Genomic DNA, 20,577 nt, shown 5'->3' on the forward strand with positions numbered 1-20,577 from the left:
GCGGCTGGCGAGGCCGCGGTGGTCGCGGTCGAGCCGGCCGCGAGCGACTCCGCGCTCGCGCTGCGCATCGAGCAGCGCCTGCGCGAGCGCGCCGCGACGGCCGACGACCCCATCGCGCTGTTCTACCTCGCGCGTGCCTACCGCTCGGTGTGGACCGAACCTGCGCGCGTGCACGCCCTGCTCGCGGCGGTCGAGGCGGTACGCGGGCATGGGCTGGATGCGGCGGATTTCGCCCCCGCCCGCCTGCGCGCCGGTGCCGTCCCCGCGGCCGATCCCGAGCGTGCGGCCGAGCGCGAGCTCTTGCTCACCGACACCCTGGCCGCGCTGCTCTTCCAGCTCCGCCATGGCAAGGTCGACCCGCGCGCGCTCTACCGCGAGTGGAACTTCACCCCGCCGCCCAGGCCCTACGAGCGTGCGGCCGAGCTTGCACGCGTGCTGCAGGCGCCCGATCTGGCCGCCGCGGTCGACGCGTACGCGCCGGACCTGCCGCTCTACCGCGCGCTGCGCGCCGAGCTGCTCGCCCAGCAAGGCCGGCTCGCCGTGGGCGACTGGCCCAAGGTCGCCGCCGGGCCCACCCTCAAGCCCGGTGCAAGCAGCTCGCGCGTGGCCTCGTTGCGCGCGCGCCTGGCCGCCGCGGGCGAGCGCGTGTCCGAGGCGCGCGACAAGTCCCACTACGACGAAGCTCTGGTCGAGGCGGTCAAGCGCTTCCAGGCCGCGCACGGCCTGCAGGCCGACGGCGTGCTCGGGGCGCAGACCCTGGAGGCGCTCAACGCCAGCCCGGCGCAGCGCGTGGCGCAGATCCGCGCCAACCTCGAGCGCCTGCGCTGGGTGGCGAGCGACCTGCAGGGCGACCGCCTGCTGGTGGACATCGTCGGCTACCACGCCGACCTCGTGCTCGACGGCCAGCCGGTGTGGTCCTCGCGGGTGATCGTCGGCAAGCCCAAGCGGCGCACCCCCTCGCTGCTCGACAGCGTCACCCATCTGGTGCTCAACCCGAAGTGGGTGGTGCCACCCACCATCCTGCGCGAGGACGTGATTCCGGGCGCAGCGCGCAACCCGTCCTATCTCGCCAACCGGCGCCTGCGCGTGGTCGATCGCAGCGGGCAGACGGTGGACCCCGCCACCATCGACTGGAGCGGGGCGCGCCAGAGCGGTTTTCCCTATCGCGTCGAGCAGCAGTCCGGTGCCGACGGCTCGCTCGGGCGGATCAAGTTCTCGCTCTCCAACCCCTACGTGATCTACCTGCACGACACCAACGCGCGCTCCCTGTTCAAGCGCGCCGAGCGTGCGCTCAGCTCGGGCTGCGTGCGCGTGGAGAAGCCCGAGGAGCTGGCGGTGCTGCTGCTCGCCGACAGCGGGCGCTGGAGCGCGCAGGCGCTGCAGGCGGCGCTCGACAGCGGGCGCACGCGCACCGTGGACGTGGGGCGCGACGTCAAGGTGTTGCTGCACTACGCCACCGCGGCGCTCGACGAGGCGGGCAGGGTGCTGCTGCGCAACGACATCTACGGCTACGACGCGGCGATCGTGGCCGCGCTCGATGCGCCCGCGCCGGCGCGCTGAAGCTGTGGCCCCCGGCACGCGCCGCGGTAAGCTCGCGGCAATGCCGGCGTAACACCGCTGTCTTGCGGCCCCCCTAGTCTGCGGGGCCATGAGAACGCTCGACTACACCACCGAAGACCTCTGCCGCGCGCCGCGCCTGCGCATCGCGCTTGTGACCGAGACCTGGGCGCCCGAGGTCAATGGCGTGGCCATGACCCTGGGGCGGATGGTCGACGGCCTCATCCGCCGCGGCCACGGCGTACAGCTCATCCGCCCGCGCCAGCGCCCCGGGGAGACCGCGGCGCACGGCGAGGGCCTGGAAGAGGTGCTCGCCCGCGGCCTGCGCCTGCCGCGCTACGACGGCCTCAAGCTCGGGCTGCCGGCGCGGGTGCGTCTCGTGCGCGAGTGGTCGCGCCAGCGCCCGGACCTGGTGCACGTGGCGACCGAGGGGCCGCTCGGGTGGACCGCGGTCACCGCGGCCAACAAGCTGCGCATCCCGGTCAGCTCCGACTTCCACACCAATTTCGACCACTACAGCGGCCACTATGGCATGGGCTGGCTGCGCCAGCCGGTGGCGGCCTACCTGCGCCGCTTCCACAACCGCAGCGCGGCGACCTTCGTGCCAACCGCGGCGCTCGCGGCGCAACTCTCGGCGCAGGGTTACCGCAGCGTGGAGGTGATCTCGCGCGGGGTCGACACCGCGTTGTATTCGCCGGCGCGCCGCGACGAGGCCTTGCGCCGTGCCTGGGGCCTACCCCCGGGCGGGCTGGCGGTGATCAGCGTCGGCCGCCTGGCGCCGGAGAAGAACCTCGGCCTCGCGATGCGCGCCTTCGCAGCGATCCGCCGCCTGCGCCCGGACGCGCGCATGGTCCTGGTCGGCGACGGCCCCCAGCGTGCGGCGCTGGCGCGCGCCCACCCCGACGCCGTCTTCGTCGGCATGCGTCACGGCGAGGACCTCGCCGCGCACTATGCGTCGGCCGATCTGTTCCTGTTCCCCAGTCTCACCGAGACCTTCGGCAACGTCACCCTCGAGGCGATGGCGAGCGGCGTGTGCCCGGTGGCCTACGACTACGCCGCCGCCGCCGAGGTGATCCGCGACCTCGGCAACGGTGCCAGCGTGGCCTGTGGCGACGAAGAGGGCTTCATCGCGCGTGCCGTACAGATGGCCGGGGCCGATGCGCTGCGCGCGGAGCTCGCGCGCGCCGCGCGCCGCAGCGCCGAGGCGATCGATTGGGAGCGGGTGAACGATCGCTTCGCCGCGGCCCTGCTGCGCGTGTGGCGGGCGGGCAGCGGCCGGCCCCTCGATTTGTCCGAACCCCGCCCGGAGGAGACCTGAACCATGAGCAGCGTGCGCGCGATCTTCCTCTCCGATGTCCATCTCGGCACCCGTGCCTGCCAGGCCGAGCGCCTGCTCGACTTCCTGCGCGAGCACGAGTCGGATTACCTTTTCCTGCTCGGCGACATCGTCGACTTCTGGGCGATGAAGCGCAGCGTGCAGTGGGCGCCCAGCCACAACACCGTGGTGCAGAAGGTGCTGCGCCGCGCCCGCCACGGCTGCCAGGTGATCTTCATTCCGGGCAACCACGACGAGGCCTTGCGCGAGCATGCCGGCGTCGCCTTCGGCGACATCCGCGTCGAGTCGGAATGGATCCACCACGCCGCCGACGGCCGGCGCTACTGGCTGGTGCACGGCGACGAGTACGACCAGGTCACCCGCCACCACCGCTGGGTGGCGCTGCTGGGTGACGTCGCCTACAACGCGCTGGTGCGCATCAACCTGCTGCTGTCGCGTGCGCGTCGCCTGCTCGGCGTGCCGGGATACTGGTCGCTCGCGGGCTACGCCAAGCAGAAGGTGAAGAAGGCGGTGAGCTTCATCTTCGACTTCGAGGATGCGGTCGCCCACGCCGCGCAGCAGCGCGGGGTGGACGGGGTGATCTGCGGCCACATCCACTGGGCCTCGGATCGCCGCATCGGCGACATCCGCTACCTCAATTGCGGCGACTGGGTGGATAGTTGCAGCGCCGTCGTCGAGCACCACGACGGCCGCATCGAGGTGCTGCAGTGGGGCGCGCTGGGCGCGCACGCGCTCGCTCCGCTGCCGGCGCTGCCTGCACCGAGGCCCGCGTCCGTTCGACCGCAATCGGCGCCGGTTCCGGCGGGTGCCGAGCGCATCTACCTGATGCCGGACATCTGAACCCGCGAGGCCCCTCGGCCGCCGCATTCGCGCCTTGCGGCGCTCCTGCATCGGCAGGGACAGTGGCGGTTTTCGGTAGGAGCGCCGCAAGGCGCGAAACTGGCCGCCGCGATGTACCGCTTCCCGCTGCCTGGGGCCAGCGGCCAGTCGGCTCAATCCTCGCGCTCGTCGCGCAGCAGATCCCAGGCGATGAACATTCCGAGCGCGGCGTTGCCGAGCGCGAACAGCGCCACCACGACGGTCGCCAGCGGAACCAGCGGCCAGCTGCGCAGGAGCCAGGCAAGGATGGCCGAAAGCAGGTTGAGCACGATCATCAGCCAGAAGCGGCGGTCTTGCGGGCGGTAGAGGCGAGAGAGCTTCATCGGCGGGGGCGGGAGAGATCGAGGGGAGGGTTTGCGTACGCATGATAGCGGCGGCTGGCGAAAAGCCGGGTCGCGCGGGCGGAATTTGATAAAACGCAAGTGCGAACAATTCGCATTACGATAGTATCGCTCCCTGATCTTCCTGTTCGGGCATGCCAGCCGTCGCCAGCCAGCCCGGGAACCCGACTTCCTGGAGCTTTCCATCGTGCTTCGTCTGCGCCCGCTCGCGGTGGCCGTCCTCGGCCTGTCCGCCTTCCCCGTTTCCAGCCTCGTCCATGCCGAGACCCTGCTCGGCGCCCAGACCGTCACCGCCAAGGGCTACGCCGCCGACACCCTGGAGACCCCGCAGGCGGTCGAGATCCTGCAGGCGCCGGCGGCCGGCGGCACGGTCGCGGGCGCGCTGCTGCGCGGCAAGCCCGGCCTGGCGGCGCAGTCGGACGGTGCCTGGGGGCAGAACCCGGTGCTGCGCGGGCTCAAGAAGGAAAGCGTGGTGGTGATGGTCGACGGCGTGCGCATGAACTCGGCGCAGCCGCAGGGCGCAATCGCCTCCTTCCTCGACCTCGGCCTGCTCGAGCGCGCCGAGGTGGTCAAGGGGCCGGGCTCGGTGCTGTACGGCAGCGGCGCGATGGGCGGGGTGGTCAACCTGATCACGCCCGATGTCGGCTTCAGCGCCGAGGAGGCGGTGGGCGGGCGCGTCGGCGCGCGCTTCTCCAGCGTGGACAAGGGCGTCGCCGGTGCCGCGCTGCTGACGCGCTCGAGCGCGCACGGCGCGCTGGTGCTGGGCGTGGCCGGGCGTGACGTGGACGACTACCGCAGCCCGGACGGCCGCGAGGATCGCACCGGTTACCAGTCCGACACGCTGCTGGCAAAGTACAAGCACAAGCTGAGCGAGGACCTGACCCTGCGGGTGAACCTGCAGCGGCATGAGGACGAGGATGTGTGGTATCCGGGATCGGCGCGCACCGGCGCCGGAATCCCCAAGCCGCTCGGCACCGCGACCATCCATTCTCCCGAGCAGCGCCGCGAGCTCTACGAGCTTGGCGTGGACGCGAAGCTGGGCGAGGGCACGCTGTCGGCCGAGCTCTACCGTCAGGAAGTGTTCCGCCAGATCCGCGCGTTCTCGTCGGCCAAGCAGCGCGACTATGTGCGTAACGACGTCCGCTTCGTCACCGATGGCGCGAAGGCGAAGTACCTGTTCCCGTTCGGCGCCGACCACCTGCTGACCGTGGGTGCCGACCTCTGGCGCATGCGCGGCGATCCGGAGCGCTACATCGACAACAATCCGCCGGCCTTCGACAACAACCTGCGCAACGATCCTTTCGACAAGGGCGAGATCGAGTCGGCGGGCGTCTTCGTGCAGGATGAGTTCAGTCTCGGCGATACCCGGATCGTCGCTGGGGCGCGTTTCGATCGCGTCACCGGTGACGCTGAACGCAAGGGCATGACGCAGACCACCGGGCTGGAGAACGCCGACAACAACCTGTCGTGGTCGCTCGGTGCGATCCAGCCGCTGAGCGAGCGCCTGAGCGCCTACGCCAACCTCGGCCGCGCCTACCGCGCGGCGGACATGCGAGAGCGCTTCGAGGACTCGGCGCGCGGCGACGGCTACTTCCATGTCGGCAACCCGCAGCTCGACCCGGAGGTGTCGACCAGTCTCGAACTCGGCCTGAAGCGGGGCGGCGCCGGCCTGCGGTACCAGCTTGCCGCCTTCTATACGCGCATCGACGACTACATCGCCGGCCGTGTCACCGGGGCCGTGCATCCGCAGAACGGCCTGCCCTTCAAGCTCACCGAGAACCTCGACAAGGTCACGATCTACGGCATCGAGGGCAGCGCCAGCATGCCGGTCGGCGCCTTCGTCGCCGACGCGGGCTTCACCTGGCTGCGCGGCGAGAACCATCAGGACGACGAGCCGCTGTTCCAGATGCCTGCGCCCGAGCTGACCCTGGGGCTTGGCCAGGCGGCCGAACGTGGCTTCTGGTGGCGCGCGCAATTGCGCGCGGTCGCCGAGCAGGACCGCATCGCGACCCGGTTCTCCAACGGCACCGAAAACCCCACCGCCGGCTTCGTCACCGCCGACGCCGAGTTCGGCTGGCGCTTCGGCAAGCTCGGCGCCTTCGAATCCGCCGGGCTGGCCGTGCAGCTGAGCAACCTCGCCGACAAGCGCTATCACGAGCACCAGACCGAGGGCGTGTCCGGCAACGAACTCGCCGCGCCCGGCCGTGGCGTGGCGCTCAGCCTGAACGGGAGCTTCTGACATGGGCCAGGATCGTCGCCGCCCGACGGCGCCCCCGGCGTGGATGCGCGCGGTCATGCACGTCTGCGTGGTGTGCGCCTTCCTGCTCGTGACCGGCATCGTCCATGCGCAGGGGCAGAAGCTTGCCAAACTGACCCTGGCCGGTCCGTCGGCCGCGGTGTCGAACGCGCTCATCCACATGGTCGACTCGGGTGCGCTCGCCGACCTCGCCGAGGTGGTCGAGTTCGTGCCGTGGCGCGACCCCGACCAGTTGCGCGTGATGGCGCTCGACGGGCGCGCCGACGTGCTGGCGATGCCGACCAACGTCGCCGCCAACCTCTACAACCGCGGCGCGAAACTGCAGCTGATCAACGTGTCGACCTGGGGTGTGCTGTGGCTCGTGTCGCGCGATCCGGCGCTGAAGTCGCTGGCCGACCTGCGGGGCAAGGAGCTGGCGATGCCGTTTCGCGGCGACATGCCCGACATCGTGCTGCAACTCCTTGCCGAAGGGCAGGGCATGGACGTGAGGAAGGACCTGAACCTGCGCTACGTCGCCAGCCCGGTGGACGCGATGCAGCTGCTGGTGATGCGCCGCGTCGACCACGCGCTGCTCGCCGAGCCGGCGGCCTCGATGGCGCTGCGCAAGACCGGGTCCTTCCCGCTCAGCGTGATCGCGCCCGAGCTGCACCGCAGCGTGGACCTGCAGAAGGAGTGGGGCCGGGTGTTCGCGCGTGCGGCACGCATCCCGCAGGCGGGCATCGCGGTCATGGGCGCGTTGCGCGAGCGCCCCGAGCTGGTGGCGCGCATCGAGGCCGAGTACGCGCGCGCGCTCGCGTGGTGCAAGGTCAACGCCGCGGCCTGCGGCAAGGCGGTGGCGGCGCGCATCGACGTGCTCAGCGCCGAGGCGGTGGCCGATTCGATCGCGGTGAGCCAGCTCGAGGTGGTGCCGAGCCGCGATGCGCGTGCCGAGCTCGAGCACCTGTTCGCCAAGCTGGTGGCGAAGAATCCCGCACTGGTCGGCGGCAAGCTGCCGGACGATGGCTTCTACGGCGGAGCGAAGGCGCCATGAACCTGCTGCGCGCCTGGCTGGCCGGCTTGCCGGCCTACCTGTGGAGTGGCTGGGGCGCGATCGCCAGCCTCTGTCTGCTGCTCGCCGCCTGGGAGGCGGTGAGTCTCGCCTACGGCCCGCTCGTCATGCCCGACCCGCGCGCGGCCTTCGCCACGCTGTGGGGCCTGATCGACAGTGGCGCGGCGTGGCCGGAACTGGCCGCCACCGCACGCCGCGCGCTTACCGGCTACGCGCTGTCGGTGGTCGCCGGCAGCGTGCTCGGCCTGGTCGCCGGGCTGTCGATGACCGCCTCGATGATGGCGCGTCCGCTCGTCACCGTGCTCATGGGCACGCCGCCGATCGCCTGGCTGGTGCTGGCGATGCTGTGGTTCGGCGCGAGTGATGGAACACCCGTGTTCACCGTGTTCGTGGCGTCCTTCCCGGTGATCTTCATCGGCGCACTGCAGGGCACGCGCACGCTCGACAACCAGCTCCACGGCATGGCCGCGGCCTTCCGCCTGCCACGCCGCATGATGCTCACCGACGTGTACCTGCCGCACGTGGTGTCCTACCTGTTCCCGTCCTGGATCGCCGCGCTCGGCACGGCCTGGAAGGTGGTGGTGATGGCCGAGCTGCTCGCCACCCAGGACGGTGTGGGCGCGGCGCTCGCGGTGTCGCGCTCGCACCTGGACACCGCCGCGACCATGGCCTGGATCGCCGCGGTGGTCGGCCTGCTGCTGGCGGTGGAGTACCTGGTGCTGGAGCCGATCAAGCGTGAGGTCGAGCGCTGGCGGGAGCAGGGTGCATGAACGCGATTTCGACTGCCGAGCTGCGCGTGCACGGGCTCTCCCATGCCTTCGCGCGCGACGAGGTGCTCTCTGGCATCGACTTCCGCGTGCGTGCGGGCGAGGTCGTGGCCCTGGTCGGACCCTCGGGCTGCGGCAAGACCACGCTGCTGCACCTGGCGGCTGGCCTGCTGACGGTGCAGCAAGGCCGGGTGGACAGCGGCTTCGCTTCCACCGCCTTCATGTTCCAGCAGCCGCGCCTGCTGCCCTGGAAGAGCGCGCTCGACAACGTCGCGCTCGGCCTCAAGGCGGCCGGCGTCAAGCGCGCCGAGCGCCACTTCCGCGCGCGCGCGCTGGCCTTGCGCCTCGGACTCGCCCACCGCGACCTCGACAAGTTCCCCCACCAGCTCTCGGGCGGCATGCAGAGCCGGGTGGCGCTGGCGCGCGCGCTGGTGCTCGCGCCCGAGCTGCTGCTGCTCGACGAGCCGTTCTCGGCACTGGACGTCGGCCTCAAGGAAGAGCTTTATCGCCTGCTGCTCGACCACCAGGCCGAGCGCGGCATGGGCGTGCTGATGATCACCCACGACCTCATGGAGGCGGTGCGGCTGTCGGATGCGATCCTGGTGATGGCGCCCGCGCCCGGGCGCATCGTGTGCCGCTTCGAGCTCGACCGCCCGGCGGCCCGGCGCGATGACGCCTGGGTGTACCGGCACACCGCAGAGCTGCTGCAGGTGCCGGACGTACGCGCGAGCTTCGGCTTGCCACCGGCGGTGGCGAGGGATCGAGCGGGATCTGCGCCGCGGCCAGAGTTCGTGCGGCAAGGCGGGCTGGCCGCCGCCGCACGCGCTGAGCCGCTGTCCGGGCTGCGCCTGGCGAGCCCGACTTCCAGACCGATCCCGGTGCAGGGCGGCAAGCGTTGCGGGGCATGAGCATGGGTGACAGGACGATGAATGCTGGACGCGGGGCCGTGACCGGGAAGGGGGCGGGCAATGCGCAATCGGGCTGGAGCGTGCGGCTTGCGGCACGGCCACTGTTCATGTGCGGCTTCCGGCCCTTCTTCCTCCTCACCGCGCTCCATGCGGTGCTGGTGCTGCTCGCCTGGGGCGGCTTCCTCGGCTTCGGCCTGGCGCTGCCGGCGGTCGCGGGCGGCCCCTTCGTGTGGCACGCGCACGAGCTGATGTTCGGCTTCGGGCTCGCCGCGGTGGCGGGCTTCGTGCTCACCGCGGTACCGGAGTTCACCGCCACGCCGGCGTTCGCGCCGCGGGTTGTGCTGCGTCTGGTACTGCTGTGGCTGGCGGCGCGCGCGGCCTTCTGGCTGTCGGGCGGGCTCGCCGCCGTCGCGGAGAGCTGGCTCGGCGGGGAGGAGGGGCAGGCCGTTGCGCGATGGATCGGGCACCTGCCCGCGGCCCTGCTCGAGATCGGCTTCGCCTGCGCATTGCTGGCCGCGGTGGCGCCGCGGCTGTGGCGCGACCCCGAGCGTCGCCACCTCGGCTTTCAGTGGGGCCTGGCGGCGATGGCGATGGCGGTGGCGGGCTTCCACCTCGATGTGCTGCGCGGCGAGTACCCGATGCGCTGGGTGCTGGTGGGGCTGGGCGTGATGATGACGCTGGTGGTGGTGGCGATGAGCCGGATCTCGATGCGCGTCATGAACGACGCGCTCGACGCCGCGCGCGCGCGCCGCCTGCCCGCGCATACGTTGCGCCGGGACGAGGAGGCCGAGCTGGAACTGCCTTCCTACCGCGCGCGGCCGCCGCGGCGCAACCTGGCGATCGCGGCGATCGCGGTCCATACGGTGGCCGAATACCTCCTGCCGGGCTCGCCGATCACCGGTTGGCTGGGGCTGGGCGCGGCGGCGGCGGTGTTCAACCTGCTCAACGACTGGCACGTCGGGCGCGCCTTGTTCACGCGCTGGGCCTTCCTGCTCTATGCGGTGTACTGGCTGCTGGCGCTCGGCTACCTGCTGCTCGGCCTCGCCCGTCTGGGGGCGCCGCTGGCACCGAGCGCCGGGACTCACCTGCTGGCGATCGGCGCGATGGGCCTGTCCATCCTGGCGGTGCTCTGCATCGCCGGGCGCACGCACGCCGGCTACCCGCTCGACGAGCGTCCGCGGGTGGGGGCGGCGGCAGTCTCGATCGTGCTCGCGGCCTTGCTGCGCGCGGCCGCCGGCCTGCCCGACATGCCCGCATCCGCCTTGCAGTTGCTTGCCACGCTGGCCTGGATCACAGCCTTCGCGCTGGCCGCGTGGCGGTTGGGCGTGTTGTTCGTGGCCGCGCGGGTGGATGGCGGTGCCGGGTGCGAGGAATACCACGCTCCCCGGGCAGCCGAGGCCGTCCCGCCCTGATGCGGGCACAGGCCCGCGGTGATGGCGCCGCGCTCGGGTCGGACCGACGCAGGCCAGCGTGACAGGGTTCGTGGCAGTGCTGGCACCGAACGCGCTAAGCTGGCGGCCGTGGATGGCTCCGCAGCGGAATCGCCGTCCGAGCCCGGAGACCCGACGATGGCGCTGCTCAACTGGAAAGCCGACTATTGCACCGGTAACGCGAAGATCGACGAGGATCACCGCGCCTTGTTCGAGCGCGTCAACGATTTTCACTTTGCGTGGCAACAGAACCGCGACCGCAAGGACATCGCGCGCGTGCTCAACCGCCTGGTCGAGTACGCCGAGGAACACTTCGCGCGCGAGGAAGAGATCATGCGCGCCAGCGGCTACCCGGGACTGGCGCGCCACCAGGCGATCCACGAGGCACTGTTCGAGCAGATCTTCGTGCTGCAGGGCCACTTCGAGGACGGGCGCATCCGCATCGATCGCGACACGGTCGACTTCCTGCGCGGCTGGCTGGTGGATCACATCGTCGGCGAGGACATGAAGTTTGCGGCCTATGTCGAGAGCGGCGACGAACCTGCGCCGGCCCGGCAGGCGAGCGACATCGACGTCGTCTGAACCCGGGCCCTCAGGCCGTCGCGGCGCCGGCCTGCAGCCGGCCGCGGCGCACCAGCAGCAGCACCGCGAGGGCGAGCACGACCTCGATCAGCCCGATCGCCACGAAGACCGGCGGGTAGGGGCGTTCCAGCACCAGGCCGAAGAAGGCGAGCAGCGCGCTGCTGAGCAGCGGGCCGGCGGCAAAGCCGAGCGAGCCCGCCATGTTGAAGGCGGCCAGCGCGCTGGCGCGGCAGTCGCTGCCGCCATATTGCGCGGCCAGCACCAGCGAGGGCGCATACATCAGCGCCGCGATCACGCCGCCCGCGGCCATCGTCGCCACCACCCGATCGCCCGGGACGAAGCCGAGCACGGCGAGGAAGACGCCGTAGAGCACGCTGCCGATCACCATCATCCACAACGGATCCCAATGCCGCGACAGGTGGCCGGCGGGCCAGGTGAGCACCGAGAAGGGGATCAGGAAGGCCGCCATCGCGATGCCGATCTGGCGCGCATCGAAACCGATCACCAGGCCGAGGTAGAGCGACAGCGTCGACACGATGAAGCCTACGGTGAGGCGGTCGGCGAAGGAGAACGCGAGCGGGATCAGCAACTGGCGACGGTTGCGCAGGGTGTCGACGATCTCGGATGCCGCCATGCGCGGCCGCGTGCCGCCGCCCTCGGCGAGGCGGACGAAGCCGAGCGCGGCCATCGCCAGCGAGAGCAGGCCGCCGCCGACGGGCACCCAGAAGGGGTCGATGTCGCCGATGATGCCCCCGAGCGGCGCGCCGGTGGCCACACCCAGGCTGATCGAGGCGCCTACCGCGCCCATGCGCGCGCCCAGCCCGGCCTTGCCGGCGTGGTCGGCGGCGAGCGCCATCAGCAGCGACAGCGCCGACATGTGGGCGAAGCCCTCGACGAGGCGCAGCGCGAGGAGCAGCGCGTAGCTCTCCGTGCTGCGCCAGGCCCAGGCGATGCCCAGCAGCGCGATGCCGTTCACGGCGAGCGCGCCTACCGCGAGCAGGCGGCGCTTGCCGAGGCGGTCGGAGAGCAGGCCGGCGATCGGCGCGCCGAGCAGCGCGCCGATCATGTTGATCGACATGAAGAAGTGGCTGGCGAACTGGCCCAGACCGGGAAAGCGCTGCGCGGTGAACTCGGGCAGCACCGGCACCATGCCGGTGACCGGCAGCATCAGGGCGTAGAGCAGCAGCAGCGGCAGGAGATGAGGTCCGGTCATGGTGTCGGCGCGGTGTCGGCGCGCTGGGTTCGGAGGCGGGTGCGCCGCATGATACTTCGACCTCCGCGACCGTCGTCTGTTGCCGATCAAGGCCCGGCTACAATCCCGGCGACCCGCCGCCGCGGCCGGACTCGTGTCGGCACCCCGTGTGCCTCTCACTTCGGAGGTTCGCGCATGCGCGCCGTGTATCTGTCGGGACTGCTGGTGGTTGTGCTCGCCGTCGTCACCCTCTGGATGACCGCGGGGCTGCAGCCGGGCGTGACCGTGCTGCAATTCGCGTGGACGCCGCGCGGCTTCGGCGAGATCGTCCATGTGTGGTCGCCCGGGGATCTTGCCCGCTACCGCCTCCACCTTCCGGTCGACAGCCTGCTGCTGCTGGCCTATGGCAGCTTCGGCTGGCTGCTCGCGACCCGCACGGCGCTGTTCGCGTCGCTGCCCGGGCGGGCACGCGTTGCGGCACGCTTCGTCCTGCCGCTCGCGGCCGTGTTCGACGCGGTGGAGAATGCGCTCCACGCCTGGTTGACCGAGATGCCGCGCTTCGGCATGCATGGGCTGTACCTGCTGTCGACCACCTGCTCGGCGCTCAAGTGGGCGCTGCTGTTCGGCTTCGCCGCGCTGGTGTTGTGGGCGCTGGCGCGCGAAGCCGACTGAGGCCCTCAGTCCGTGGCCTCGTCCTGCGGCGCCGCGCGCGCCTGCGCGAGCAGGGCGTCGATGCGCGCGTGCAGGCGCTGCCAGTGCGAGCCTTCCCAATACACCCGGCCGCAGCCGGCGCAGGCGGAAAAGTGTGTGTGACGCGCGCGCACCGCGGGCGGCAGGCGCTGCACCACCGCCGCTGGCGAGACTTCGTGCAGTGCCGCGTTGCATTCGAGGCAGCGCGAGAACGGGCGGGCGTGTCCGGCGAGTCCGAGGCGGCGGAGGATCTCGACCGCCTGGCGCGCCGGCTCGAGCGCATGCACGAAGCAGCCCTCGGCGACGTCCCGGCGCTTGAGCAGTTCGCGGTCGCGGGTCAGCACGACGCGCCGCTCGCGCACGGCGGTGGCGACGAGCGTGGCGTCCTCGATGTGATTGTCGTAGAGCGTGTCGAAGCCGGCCAGGCGCAGCAGTCGCGCCAGGCCGCCGAGATGGGCGTCGGCGATGAGGCGCGGCGGCGGGGACGGGCAGGGCTTCCCGCAGCGCGCGGCATGGGGATGGACCGACACCCGCTCGCCCGGGCACAAGCGGCGCTCGAGGGGCGCCGGGCGACCGTCGACCAGCACCCTTCCGACCTCGGTGTGCGGGACGCCGAGCGCTTCGATCACGTGCTTGAGGCTGGAGTCGGCCGCGCAGCGGACCTCGAAGCTGCGGTCGCGCCGTGCCGGGGCGAGGAAGGCCGCCAACTCGCCATGGAAGCGGAAGGAGACGAGCCGTGCGGGGGAGAGGGGCACGGGGGTGGCGTCGGACATGGGCAGGGCATTCCCTCGATCGAGCACCGCCACAGCATAGCGCGCGCCGCAGGCGCTTGCTGCTACGCTGTCGGCTGGTTCGTCCGAGGAGATCGAAGATGAAGATCCGCGCCCTGTTCGTCACGCTTTCCGGGCTCTCCGCCGCCGCGGTGGCCGTACTCGTCCTCGCCGCGGTCCCGGCACCCGCCGGCGCGATCGCCCAGCCGGTGGGCCCGGCGATGCCGGAGGAATGCGTCTGTTCGCGCGGCCTGCGCCTCGCGGAGGCGCCGCCCTCGGTCCTGCACAACTGCCAGTGCGGTCCGCTGCAGTGCGTGGTGCACGCGCAGTCCGGCCAGTTGCAGTGCCGCTGAGCCGCGTGTGCGCATGAAGCCGCGCCTCAGCGTGATCACGCTCGCGGTGGACGATCTCGAGCGCGCCGTCGCCTTCTATCGCGACGGCTTGGGCTGGCCGACGCAGGGCATCGTGGGGAGTGCGGCGCAGCATTCGGCGGTCGCCTTCTTCGCGCTGCAGCCCGGGATCCGGCTGGCGCTCTTCCCGCGTACGAGTCTCGCGGTCGAGGCCGGCGTCGCGGAACCGCCGTCGGGCACGAGCGGCTGCCTGCTGAGCCACAACGTCGCCCGGCGCGAGCAGGTCGCCGAGGTGATGGCCGAGGCCGCGGTGGCGGGTGCGCGAATTCTGCGTCCGCCACGCGACACCGCCTGGGGTGGCCATGCGGGCTATTTCGCGGATCTCGACGGGCATCCGTGGGAGGTGGCGTGGAACCCGAAATGGCCGCTGGCGGACGACTGAGTCCCGCGCAGGCTGACTGAGCGGATGCAGCCCGGCGCAACGCGACCGTCCCGCGGCGCGGAACCGGACAGCGCGCGCCTTTGTCCCTAAACTGGCGGTTCGCGCCGAGCCACGCTCTCCACTCCTCACGCCCGACTCCTCGTTTCCCGATGCCTTCCAGCCGCCGCTTCGTCCTCTCGCTCAGCCTCGTCGGTCTCGCCGCGCTGGGCGCCTATGCCTGGTATGCAAACCGTCCGCCGGCCTTGCCGCCGGGGGGCGCGCGGGCGCAGGCGGCAGGCGTGCAAGCGGTGCCGCCTGCGGCGGGGACTGCGGGCGCGAAGGGGGCCGCGGGCGCTGCGGGTGGCTCGCAGGGCGGGCCGGTGGTGGTGGAGACGCACACCGTGGGCGTGCGTGCGCTCGCCGACGACGTCGGCGCGGTCGGCTCGCTGGTGTCGAACGAGTCGGTGGTGCTGCGTCCCGAGGTGTCGGGGCGGATCGAGGCGATCCGCTTTCGCGATGGCGAGGCGGTGCGGCGCGGCGAGGTGCTGATCGAGTTCGACGCCGCGGTGCAGCGCGCCGAGCTGCAGCAGGCGCGCGCCAGCCTGACCTTGGCCGAATCGAACTTCCGCCGCAGCCAGGACCTCTTCTCGCGCAGCTTCGTGAGCCGCAGCAGCCTGGACAACGCGCGCTCGCAGCTCGAGGTGGCGCGCGCCGGGGTGGCGCTCGCGCAGGCCAGGCTCGCGCGCATGCAGATCCGCGCGCCGTTTGCCGGCGTCGTGGGCATCCGCAGCGTGAGCCCCGGCGACTTCGTCAAGGACGGCGAGGCCATGATCAACCTCGAGGACATCGCCACGCTGAAGGTGGATTTCCGCCTGCCCGAGCTCTACCTCGACCGTGTGCGCCCCGGGCAGACGGTGGAGATCGCGAGCGACGTGCTGGCGGGCGAGCGTTTCGCCGCCACGGTCGAGGCGATCGATCCGCTGGTCGATGCGCAGGGGCGCGCGCTCAGGCTGCGCGCGAGCCTGCCCAACCCCGAGCTGCGCCTGCGCCCGGGCGTGTTCGTACGCGTGCGCCTGATCCTCGCCGAGCGCGCCGACGTCGTGATGGTGCCCGAGGCCGCGCTGGTGCCGGCGCCGGGCAACACCCAGTTCGTATACCGGGTCGCCGAGGGCAAGGCGCAGCGCGTCGAGGTGCGCACCGGCACGCGGCGCGACGCGATGGTGGAGGTGGTCGAGGGCGTGCAGGCGGGCGAGGTGGTGGTGACCGCCGGCCAGCTCAAGCTGCGCGACGGCGCGGCGGTGAAGCTGGCCGCGGGCGGCGTGGCGCGGGCGGACTGAGCGATGGTCCTCTCCGAGCTCTGCATCCGCCGCCCGGTGTTCGCCACCGTGCTGTCGCTGCTCGTGCTGCTGGTGGGCCTGATGTCGTACTCGCGGCTCACCGTGCGCGAGTACCCCAACATCGACGAGCCGGTCGTGACGGTGGATACGCGCTACCGTGGCGCCAGCGCCGAGATCGTCGAGTCGCAGGTCACCAAGCCGCTGGAGGACTCGCTCGCCGGCATCGAGGGCGTGGACGTGCTGTCCTCGATCAGCCGCCAGGAGCGCAGCCAGATCACGGTGCGCTTCCGCGTCGAGCGCAGCGCCGATTCGGCTGCGGCCGACGTGCGCGACCGCGTGTCGCGCGTGCGCCAGCGCCTGCCCGACGACATCGACGAGCCGGTGATCGCCAAGGTCGAGGCCGACGCCAGCCCGATCATCTGGGTGGCTTTTTCCTCCGACCGCCACGCGCCGATGGAGATCAGCGACTTCGCCAACCGCGTCATCAAGCCGCGTCTGCAGACCTTGCCCGGTGCGGCCGATGCGCGCCTGTTCGGCGACCGCCGCTCGGCGATGCGGGTGTGGCTCGATCGCGACCGCCTCGCCGCCTTCGGCCTGACCGTGCAGGAGGTGGAAGACGCGATCCGGCGCCAGAACGTGGAACTGCCCGCCGGGCGCATCGAGAGCCGCGAGCGCGAGTTCGCCGTCGTGGCGCAGACCGACCTCGCCCGGCCCGAGCAGTTCGGCGCCATCGTGCTGCGCCAGGGCGACACCGCCGACGCCTACCCGGTGCGCATCCGCGACGTCGGCCGGGTGGAGGTGGCACCCGAGAGCGAGCGCACCTCGGTGCGCTTCATGGGGCGGCCGGCGGTGTCGATCGGCCTCATCAAGCAATCGGTGGCGAACCCGCTCGACCTCAAGCGTGGCCTGGACGAGATGATGCCGCGGCTGCAGGCCGAGCTGCCCGAAGGCATGTCGATGACCATCGCCAACGACACCACGGTGTTCATCGAGCGCTCGATCGACGCGGTGTTCTCCACCATCTGGGAGGCGGTGCTGCTGGTGGCCGCGGTGTGCCTGTTCTTCCTGCGCAACTGGCGGGCGATGCTGGTGCCGCTGGTGACGATCCCGGTGTCGCTGGTGGGCGCGTTCACGCTGATGCTGGTGCTCGGCTTCTCGATCAACACGCTCACGCTGCTCGCGCTGGTGCTGGCGATCGGGCTGGTGGTGGACGATGCGATCGTGGTGCTGGAGAACATCTACCGCCACATCGAGGACGGCATGGAGCCGGTCGCCGCCGCCTTCAAGGGCGCCAGGGAGATCGGCTTCGCGGTGGTGGCGATGACGATCACGCTGGCCGCGGTGTACGCGCCGGTGGCCTTCATGAGCGGGCGCACGGGCAAGCTCTTCACCGAGTTCGCGCTCACGCTCGCCGGCGCGGTGATCGTGTCGGGCTTCGTCGCGCTGACGCTGTCGCCGATGATGTGCTCGAAGCTGCTGCGTCACGAGCCCACGCACGGACGGATCTACAACGGCATCGAGCGTTTCCTGGCCTGGCTCACCGGCGGTTATCGCGCTGTGCTCGAGCTGGCGCTGGGCGCGCGCTGGCTGGTGATGCTGGTGTTCGCGGTGGTGGCGGGGAGCTCGGTCTGGCTGATGGGGCAGTTGAAGAGCGAGCTCGCGCCGCTGGAGGACCGCGGTCGGGTGATCGGCATGTTCACCGGCCCGGAGGGCGCCACGCTCGACTACATGGCGCGTTACGCCGAGGAGATCGAGCGCATCTACGCCGGCCTGCCGGAAGTCGATCGCTATCTGGTGATCGCCGGCAACCCGACGGTGTCGCAGGGCATCTCCTTCGTCGGCTTCACCGACTGGTCGGAGCGTACGCGTACGGCCGGGGAGATCTCGAGCGGACTGCAGCCCAAGCTGCGCGCCGTGCCGGGCGTGAATGCCTTCCCGATCATGCCGGCTTCGTTCGGGCAGAGTGCGCGCTCGCGGCCGGTGAGCTTCGTGGTGGCGACCTCGGAGGGCTACGACGCGCTCGCGCGCGTGACCGACACCTTCCTCGACGCGATGCGCGACAACCCCGGCTTCCTGTCGCCGGACACCGACCTCAAGCTGACGATGCCCGAGCTTGCGGTGGAGGTGGATCGCGACCGCGCGGCCGACCTCGGGGTCGACGTCGATGTGATCGCGCGCACGCTCGAGAGCATGCTCGGAGGTCGCCAGGTCACGCGCTACAAGCAGGACGCCGAGCAGTACGACGTGATCGTGCAGGTCGGCGCCGGCGAGCGCCGCGACCCGCGCGACATCCGCGACATCTACGTGCGTGCGCGCACCGGCGAGATGGTGCCGCTGACCAGCGTGGTGCAGGTGAGCGAGCGCGTGGCGCCGCGCGAACTCAACCACTTCGGCCAGCGCCGTTCGGTGACCATCTCGGCCAACCTGGCGCCCGATTACGCCCTGGGCGAGGCGCTGCAGTGGATGGACGACACCGCGGCGCGCATCCTGCCGCCGGGCTACAGCACCGACTACGACGGCCAGTCGCGCGAGTTCAAGACCAGCGCGGAGAGCCTCGCGCTGGTCTTCCTGCTCGCGCTCGCCTTCATCTACCTGGTGCTGGCAGCGCAGTTCGAGAGCTTCCGCGACCCCTTCATCATCATGCTGACGGTGCCGCTGTCGATGACCGGCGCGCTCGGCGCGCTATGGCTGACCGGCGGCACGCTCAACGTCTACAGCCAGATCGGCCTGGTGACGCTGGTCGGGCTGATCACCAAGCACGGCATCCTGATCGTGGAGTTCGCCAACCAGCTGCGCGAGCACGGACATGCGCTGCGCGAGGCGGTGGTGGAGGCGGCGGTGCTGCGCCTGCGGCCGATCCTGATGACGACCGGGGCGATGGTGCTGGGCTCGCTACCGCTTGCGCTGGCGACCGGGGCGGGCGCCGAGAGCCGCCAGCAGATCGGCTGGGTGATCGTGGGGGGCTTGCTGATCGGCACCTTCTTCACGCTCTTCGTGGTGCCGACGGTGTACACGCTGCTGGCGCGGCGCGAGCGCGAAGCGCCGGTCGCGGTCGCGCAGGGAGCCGCCTCCTGAAAACGAAGAACCCCGCCGCGCCGGTCGCGCTTGCGGGGTTCGTCACGGTGCCGGGGGGGTGATCAGCTTTCGGTTTCGACCCTCTTCAGGTACGCGTAGATCTGGTCCTTGATCGCCAGCTTTTCCTTCTTCATGACCTCGATCTCGAGACTGGTGCCGGGCACGACGTGGGTCTCGATGTTGTGGATCTTCTGGTCGAGCTCGTTGTGCCTCTCGAAGAGCTGGGTGAAGTGGCGGTCGTTGTGCTTGAGACGGGTGATCAGGTCGCGATATTCGGGGAACATGGGAAGAACTCCTTGGTTCTGGATTGCAAAGGCTACGAACTGGGGCAAAGGAAAAACTTTCCGCTTGGCACCAGTCTACTCCCGCTTCCGGTGCGCGGCCAGCGTGGCGGGCGGGTGTGGCCCGTGGTCGTCGACCCGCTTCGGGCCGCTTGCGGATGGCATTTGCCGGGCTGTTGCGGCGAGCAGGAAAACTGATCGAAAGTTCCTCGGTGCCTCATCCGAACAGGTGGGGGAACAGCTTCGCGCGCTCCTCGCCACTGAGTGCGTTCATGCGCGCGATGTTGCGCTCGGGGATGCGGTCGACCTCGGGGTAATGCTCGATCGCCTTCTCCAGGCTCTCCTCGCGGATGATGTGCAGCAGCGGCCAGGGCGAGCGGTTGGTCAGGTTGCCCGGGTCGTCCGCCTCGGTGTCGGCGAACTGGTACTGCGGGTGGAAGCTCGCCACCTGCAGCTCGCCCTCCCAGCCGAACTGCTCGACCCACAGGTCCACCGCGTCGAGGAAGTCGTTGTAGTCGGCGAAGTCCTCCAGCATGTCGGGGATCGCCAGCAGGGTGGTCTCGAGCTCCGCCACCGGGGTGTCGGAGAGGCGCTCGAGCTCGGCCTGCAGGTCTTCGAGCAGGGCGTCGGCGGTGGTGGCGTGGCTGACCGCGATGCGCACGCGCTTCTCGCGCCGCGGGCGGGCGGCGAAGGGGCAGAGGTCGAGGCCGATGACGACCTCGTCGAGCCACTGCTCGACGTCGGCGATGATCTGTTCATCCATTGGAGCGGTTCCGTTCAGGCGGGATGCAGGGGAAGGTCGTGCAGCAGCCGCAAGGCGGTGTGCAGCACGGCCTCGGGGAGGTCGGGGCGCAGGCAGTCGAGCTCGACGAAGCCCGGCCAGGTCTCGCGGAACTGGCGCTGCCAGGTGAGCTGGCGCTTGGCGAGCTGGCGGGTGGCGGCGACGCCCTTGAAGCGCAGCTCGTCGTAGCCGGTGCCGCCGTCGAGGTATTCCCACACCTGGCGGTAGCCGACGCAGCGCATCGAGGGCATGGACGGGTCGAGCCGATAGCGCGCGCGCAGCTGGCGAACCTCGTCGACCAGGCCGGCGTGGAGCATGGCGTCGAAGCGCTCCTCGATGCGCGCGTGCAGCGCGCCGCGATCCGAGGGCGCGAGCGCGATCGGCAGCAGCCGGCAAGGCAGCGGGTCGTCTTCCTTCTTCGCGTAGCTGTCCGCGAGCGGGCGGCCGGTAAGGCGGACGATCTCGAGCGCGCGCTGGATGCGCTGCGCGTCGCCCGGCTCCAGGCGTGCCGCGGCCTCGGGGTCGAGGCGGGCGAGCTCGGCGTGCAGCGCCGGCCAGCCGCGCCCGGCGGCCTC

The 20,577-nt window shown here is 71.1% G+C and carries 20 protein-coding genes; 14 read left to right on the top strand and 6 right to left on the bottom strand.

The genetic code is table 11. The annotated features are described in order from the left end of the window. From C665_RS11760 to C665_RS11770, 3 genes are all read left to right on the top strand, one after another. The coding region (locus C665_RS11760) for a L,D-transpeptidase family protein (RefSeq protein ID WP_004310659.1) at nt 1–1,560 on the top strand (1,560 nt) is incomplete at its 5' end. Between the two features lie 88 nt (nt 1,561–1,648). Then, complete coding sequence (locus tag C665_RS11765; RefSeq protein WP_004310660.1) at nt 1,649–2,875, top strand: glycosyltransferase family 4 protein; 1,227 nt, start codon at nt 1,649–1,651, stop codon at nt 2,873–2,875. A 3-nt stretch (nt 2,876–2,878) separates the two neighbouring features. Continuing rightward, nucleotides 2,879–3,733 (top strand): UDP-2,3-diacylglucosamine diphosphatase, encoded by an 855-nt coding sequence (locus tag C665_RS11770; RefSeq protein WP_004310661.1) that lies wholly within the window; start codon nt 2,879–2,881, stop codon nt 3,731–3,733. A gap of 152 nt (nt 3,734–3,885) precedes the next feature. Here the strand turns inward: C665_RS11770 and C665_RS11775 are convergent, their stop codons facing one another. After that, nucleotides 3,886–4,095 carry a hypothetical protein gene (locus C665_RS11775; protein ID WP_004310662.1) on the bottom strand — a complete coding sequence of 70 codons (210 nt, stop codon included), beginning with the start codon at nt 4,093–4,095 and terminating at the stop codon, nt 3,886–3,888. Nucleotides 4,096–4,300: 205 nt separating this feature from the next. Between C665_RS11775 and C665_RS11780 the strand changes: the two genes are divergently transcribed. The 6 genes from C665_RS11780 (at nt 4,301) to C665_RS11805 (ending at nt 11,105) form a co-directional block, all read left to right on the top strand. Next, on the top strand, nt 4,301–6,352 hold the full coding sequence (locus C665_RS11780; protein WP_004310664.1) for a TonB-dependent receptor plug domain-containing protein: 2,052 nt from the start codon (nt 4,301–4,303) through the stop codon (nt 6,350–6,352). A gap of 1 nt (nt 6,353) precedes the next feature. Continuing rightward, entirely contained in the window at nt 6,354–7,400 is a 1,047-nt protein-coding gene (locus C665_RS11785; RefSeq protein WP_245537163.1) for an ABC transporter substrate-binding protein, read from the top strand. Next, complete coding sequence (locus tag C665_RS11790) at nt 7,397–8,188, top strand: ABC transporter permease (RefSeq protein WP_004310667.1); 792 nt, start codon at nt 7,397–7,399, stop codon at nt 8,186–8,188. Before C665_RS11785 ends, C665_RS11790 begins: the two co-directional genes overlap by 4 nt. After that, nucleotides 8,185–9,093, top strand: a complete 909-nt coding sequence (locus C665_RS11795; RefSeq protein ID WP_004310668.1) for an ABC transporter ATP-binding protein — start codon at nt 8,185–8,187, stop codon at nt 9,091–9,093. The genes C665_RS11790 and C665_RS11795 overlap by 4 nt, the downstream gene beginning before the upstream one ends. 38 nt (nt 9,094–9,131) lie before the next feature. After that, nucleotides 9,132–10,505 (top strand): NnrS family protein, encoded by a 1,374-nt coding sequence (locus C665_RS11800; protein WP_245537164.1) that lies wholly within the window; start codon nt 9,132–9,134, stop codon nt 10,503–10,505. Between the two features lie 156 nt (nt 10,506–10,661). After that, on the top strand, nt 10,662–11,105 hold the full coding sequence (locus C665_RS11805) for a bacteriohemerythrin (RefSeq protein WP_004310670.1): 444 nt from the start codon (nt 10,662–10,664) through the stop codon (nt 11,103–11,105). Between the two features lie 10 nt (nt 11,106–11,115). Here the strand turns inward: C665_RS11805 and C665_RS11810 are convergent, their stop codons facing one another. Then, complete coding sequence (locus C665_RS11810; protein WP_004310671.1) at nt 11,116–12,318, bottom strand: MFS transporter; 1,203 nt, start codon at nt 12,316–12,318, stop codon at nt 11,116–11,118. A 174-nt stretch (nt 12,319–12,492) separates the two neighbouring features. On the opposite strand from C665_RS11810, the gene C665_RS11815 reads away from it, so the two are divergent. Next, nucleotides 12,493–12,969, top strand: a complete 477-nt coding sequence (locus C665_RS11815; protein ID WP_004310672.1) for a hypothetical protein — start codon at nt 12,493–12,495, stop codon at nt 12,967–12,969. Nucleotides 12,970–12,974: 5 nt separating this feature from the next. On the opposite strand, the gene C665_RS11820 is transcribed toward C665_RS11815, so the two are convergent. Continuing rightward, nucleotides 12,975–13,760 (bottom strand): Mut7-C RNAse domain-containing protein, encoded by a 786-nt coding sequence (locus tag C665_RS11820; RefSeq protein ID WP_004310674.1) that lies wholly within the window; start codon nt 13,758–13,760, stop codon nt 12,975–12,977. Between the two features lie 98 nt (nt 13,761–13,858). Here C665_RS11820 and C665_RS11825 point away from each other — a divergent pair, with 98 nt between their 5' ends. The 4 genes from C665_RS11825 to C665_RS11840 all read left to right on the top strand — a co-directional run bounded on the left by C665_RS11825 (nt 13,859) and on the right by C665_RS11840 (nt 18,940). Further along, nucleotides 13,859–14,110: a hypothetical protein gene (locus C665_RS11825; RefSeq protein ID WP_004310676.1), complete on the top strand. Its 252-nt coding sequence runs from the start codon at nt 13,859–13,861 to the stop codon at nt 14,108–14,110. A gap of 13 nt (nt 14,111–14,123) precedes the next feature. Beyond that, nucleotides 14,124–14,549 (top strand): VOC family protein, encoded by a 426-nt coding sequence (locus C665_RS11830; protein WP_004310678.1) that lies wholly within the window; start codon nt 14,124–14,126, stop codon nt 14,547–14,549. A 149-nt stretch (nt 14,550–14,698) separates the two neighbouring features. Then, nucleotides 14,699–15,865: an efflux RND transporter periplasmic adaptor subunit gene (locus C665_RS11835; RefSeq protein WP_004310680.1), complete on the top strand. Its 1,167-nt coding sequence runs from the start codon at nt 14,699–14,701 to the stop codon at nt 15,863–15,865. Between the two features lie 3 nt (nt 15,866–15,868). Next, on the top strand, nt 15,869–18,940 hold the full coding sequence (locus tag C665_RS11840) for an efflux RND transporter permease subunit (RefSeq protein WP_004310682.1): 3,072 nt from the start codon (nt 15,869–15,871) through the stop codon (nt 18,938–18,940). A 62-nt stretch (nt 18,941–19,002) separates the two neighbouring features. Here the strand turns inward: C665_RS11840 and C665_RS11845 are convergent, their stop codons facing one another. From C665_RS11845 to C665_RS11855, 3 genes are all read right to left on the bottom strand, one after another. After that, nucleotides 19,003–19,224, bottom strand: coding sequence for an HP1242/YdcH family protein (locus C665_RS11845; RefSeq protein ID WP_004310683.1), 222 nt, complete (start codon nt 19,222–19,224; stop codon nt 19,003–19,005). Nucleotides 19,225–19,438: 214 nt separating this feature from the next. Continuing rightward, nucleotides 19,439–19,984: a DUF1415 domain-containing protein gene (locus C665_RS11850; protein WP_004310685.1), complete on the bottom strand. Its 546-nt coding sequence runs from the start codon at nt 19,982–19,984 to the stop codon at nt 19,439–19,441. Nucleotides 19,985–19,998: 14 nt separating this feature from the next. Next, nucleotides 19,999–20,577: tRNA (adenosine(37)-N6)-dimethylallyltransferase (locus C665_RS11855; RefSeq protein ID WP_004310687.1), on the bottom strand; the 579-nt coding region annotated here is incomplete at its 5' end.

This window comes from Thauera aminoaromatica S2 (assembly GCF_000310185.1).
Lineage (GTDB): Bacteria > Pseudomonadota > Gammaproteobacteria > Burkholderiales > Rhodocyclaceae > Thauera > Thauera aminoaromatica.

Excerpts from the sequence above, each read along its gene's own strand:
- C665_RS11835 (WP_004310680.1), top strand. The coding sequence starts at position 14,699 with ATGCCTTCCAGCCGCCGCTTCGTCCTCTCGCTCAGCCTCGTCGGTCTC.
- C665_RS11785 (WP_245537163.1), top strand. The coding sequence starts at position 6,354 with ATGGGCCAGGATCGTCGCCGCCCGACGGCGCCCCCGGCGTGGATGCGC.
- C665_RS11840 (WP_004310682.1), top strand. The coding sequence starts at position 15,869 with ATGGTCCTCTCCGAGCTCTGCATCCGCCGCCCGGTGTTCGCCACCGTG.
- C665_RS11810 (WP_004310671.1), bottom strand. The coding sequence starts at position 12,318 with ATGACCGGACCTCATCTCCTGCCGCTGCTGCTGCTCTACGCCCTGATG.
- C665_RS11850 (WP_004310685.1), bottom strand. The coding sequence starts at position 19,984 with ATGGATGAACAGATCATCGCCGACGTCGAGCAGTGGCTCGACGAGGTC.
- C665_RS11820 (WP_004310674.1), bottom strand. The coding sequence starts at position 13,760 with ATGTCCGACGCCACCCCCGTGCCCCTCTCCCCCGCACGGCTCGTCTCC.
- C665_RS11825 (WP_004310676.1), top strand. The coding sequence starts at position 13,859 with ATGAAGATCCGCGCCCTGTTCGTCACGCTTTCCGGGCTCTCCGCCGCC.
- C665_RS11815 (WP_004310672.1), top strand. The coding sequence starts at position 12,493 with ATGCGCGCCGTGTATCTGTCGGGACTGCTGGTGGTTGTGCTCGCCGTC.
- C665_RS11805 (WP_004310670.1), top strand. The coding sequence starts at position 10,662 with ATGGCGCTGCTCAACTGGAAAGCCGACTATTGCACCGGTAACGCGAAG.
- C665_RS11775 (WP_004310662.1), bottom strand. The coding sequence starts at position 4,095 with ATGAAGCTCTCTCGCCTCTACCGCCCGCAAGACCGCCGCTTCTGGCTG.
- C665_RS11790 (WP_004310667.1), top strand. The coding sequence starts at position 7,397 with ATGAACCTGCTGCGCGCCTGGCTGGCCGGCTTGCCGGCCTACCTGTGG.
- C665_RS11770 (WP_004310661.1), top strand. The coding sequence starts at position 2,879 with ATGAGCAGCGTGCGCGCGATCTTCCTCTCCGATGTCCATCTCGGCACC.
- C665_RS11765 (WP_004310660.1), top strand. The coding sequence starts at position 1,649 with ATGAGAACGCTCGACTACACCACCGAAGACCTCTGCCGCGCGCCGCGC.
- C665_RS11830 (WP_004310678.1), top strand. The coding sequence starts at position 14,124 with ATGAAGCCGCGCCTCAGCGTGATCACGCTCGCGGTGGACGATCTCGAG.
- C665_RS11795 (WP_004310668.1), top strand. The coding sequence starts at position 8,185 with ATGAACGCGATTTCGACTGCCGAGCTGCGCGTGCACGGGCTCTCCCAT.
- C665_RS11845 (WP_004310683.1), bottom strand. The coding sequence starts at position 19,224 with ATGTTCCCCGAATATCGCGACCTGATCACCCGTCTCAAGCACAACGAC.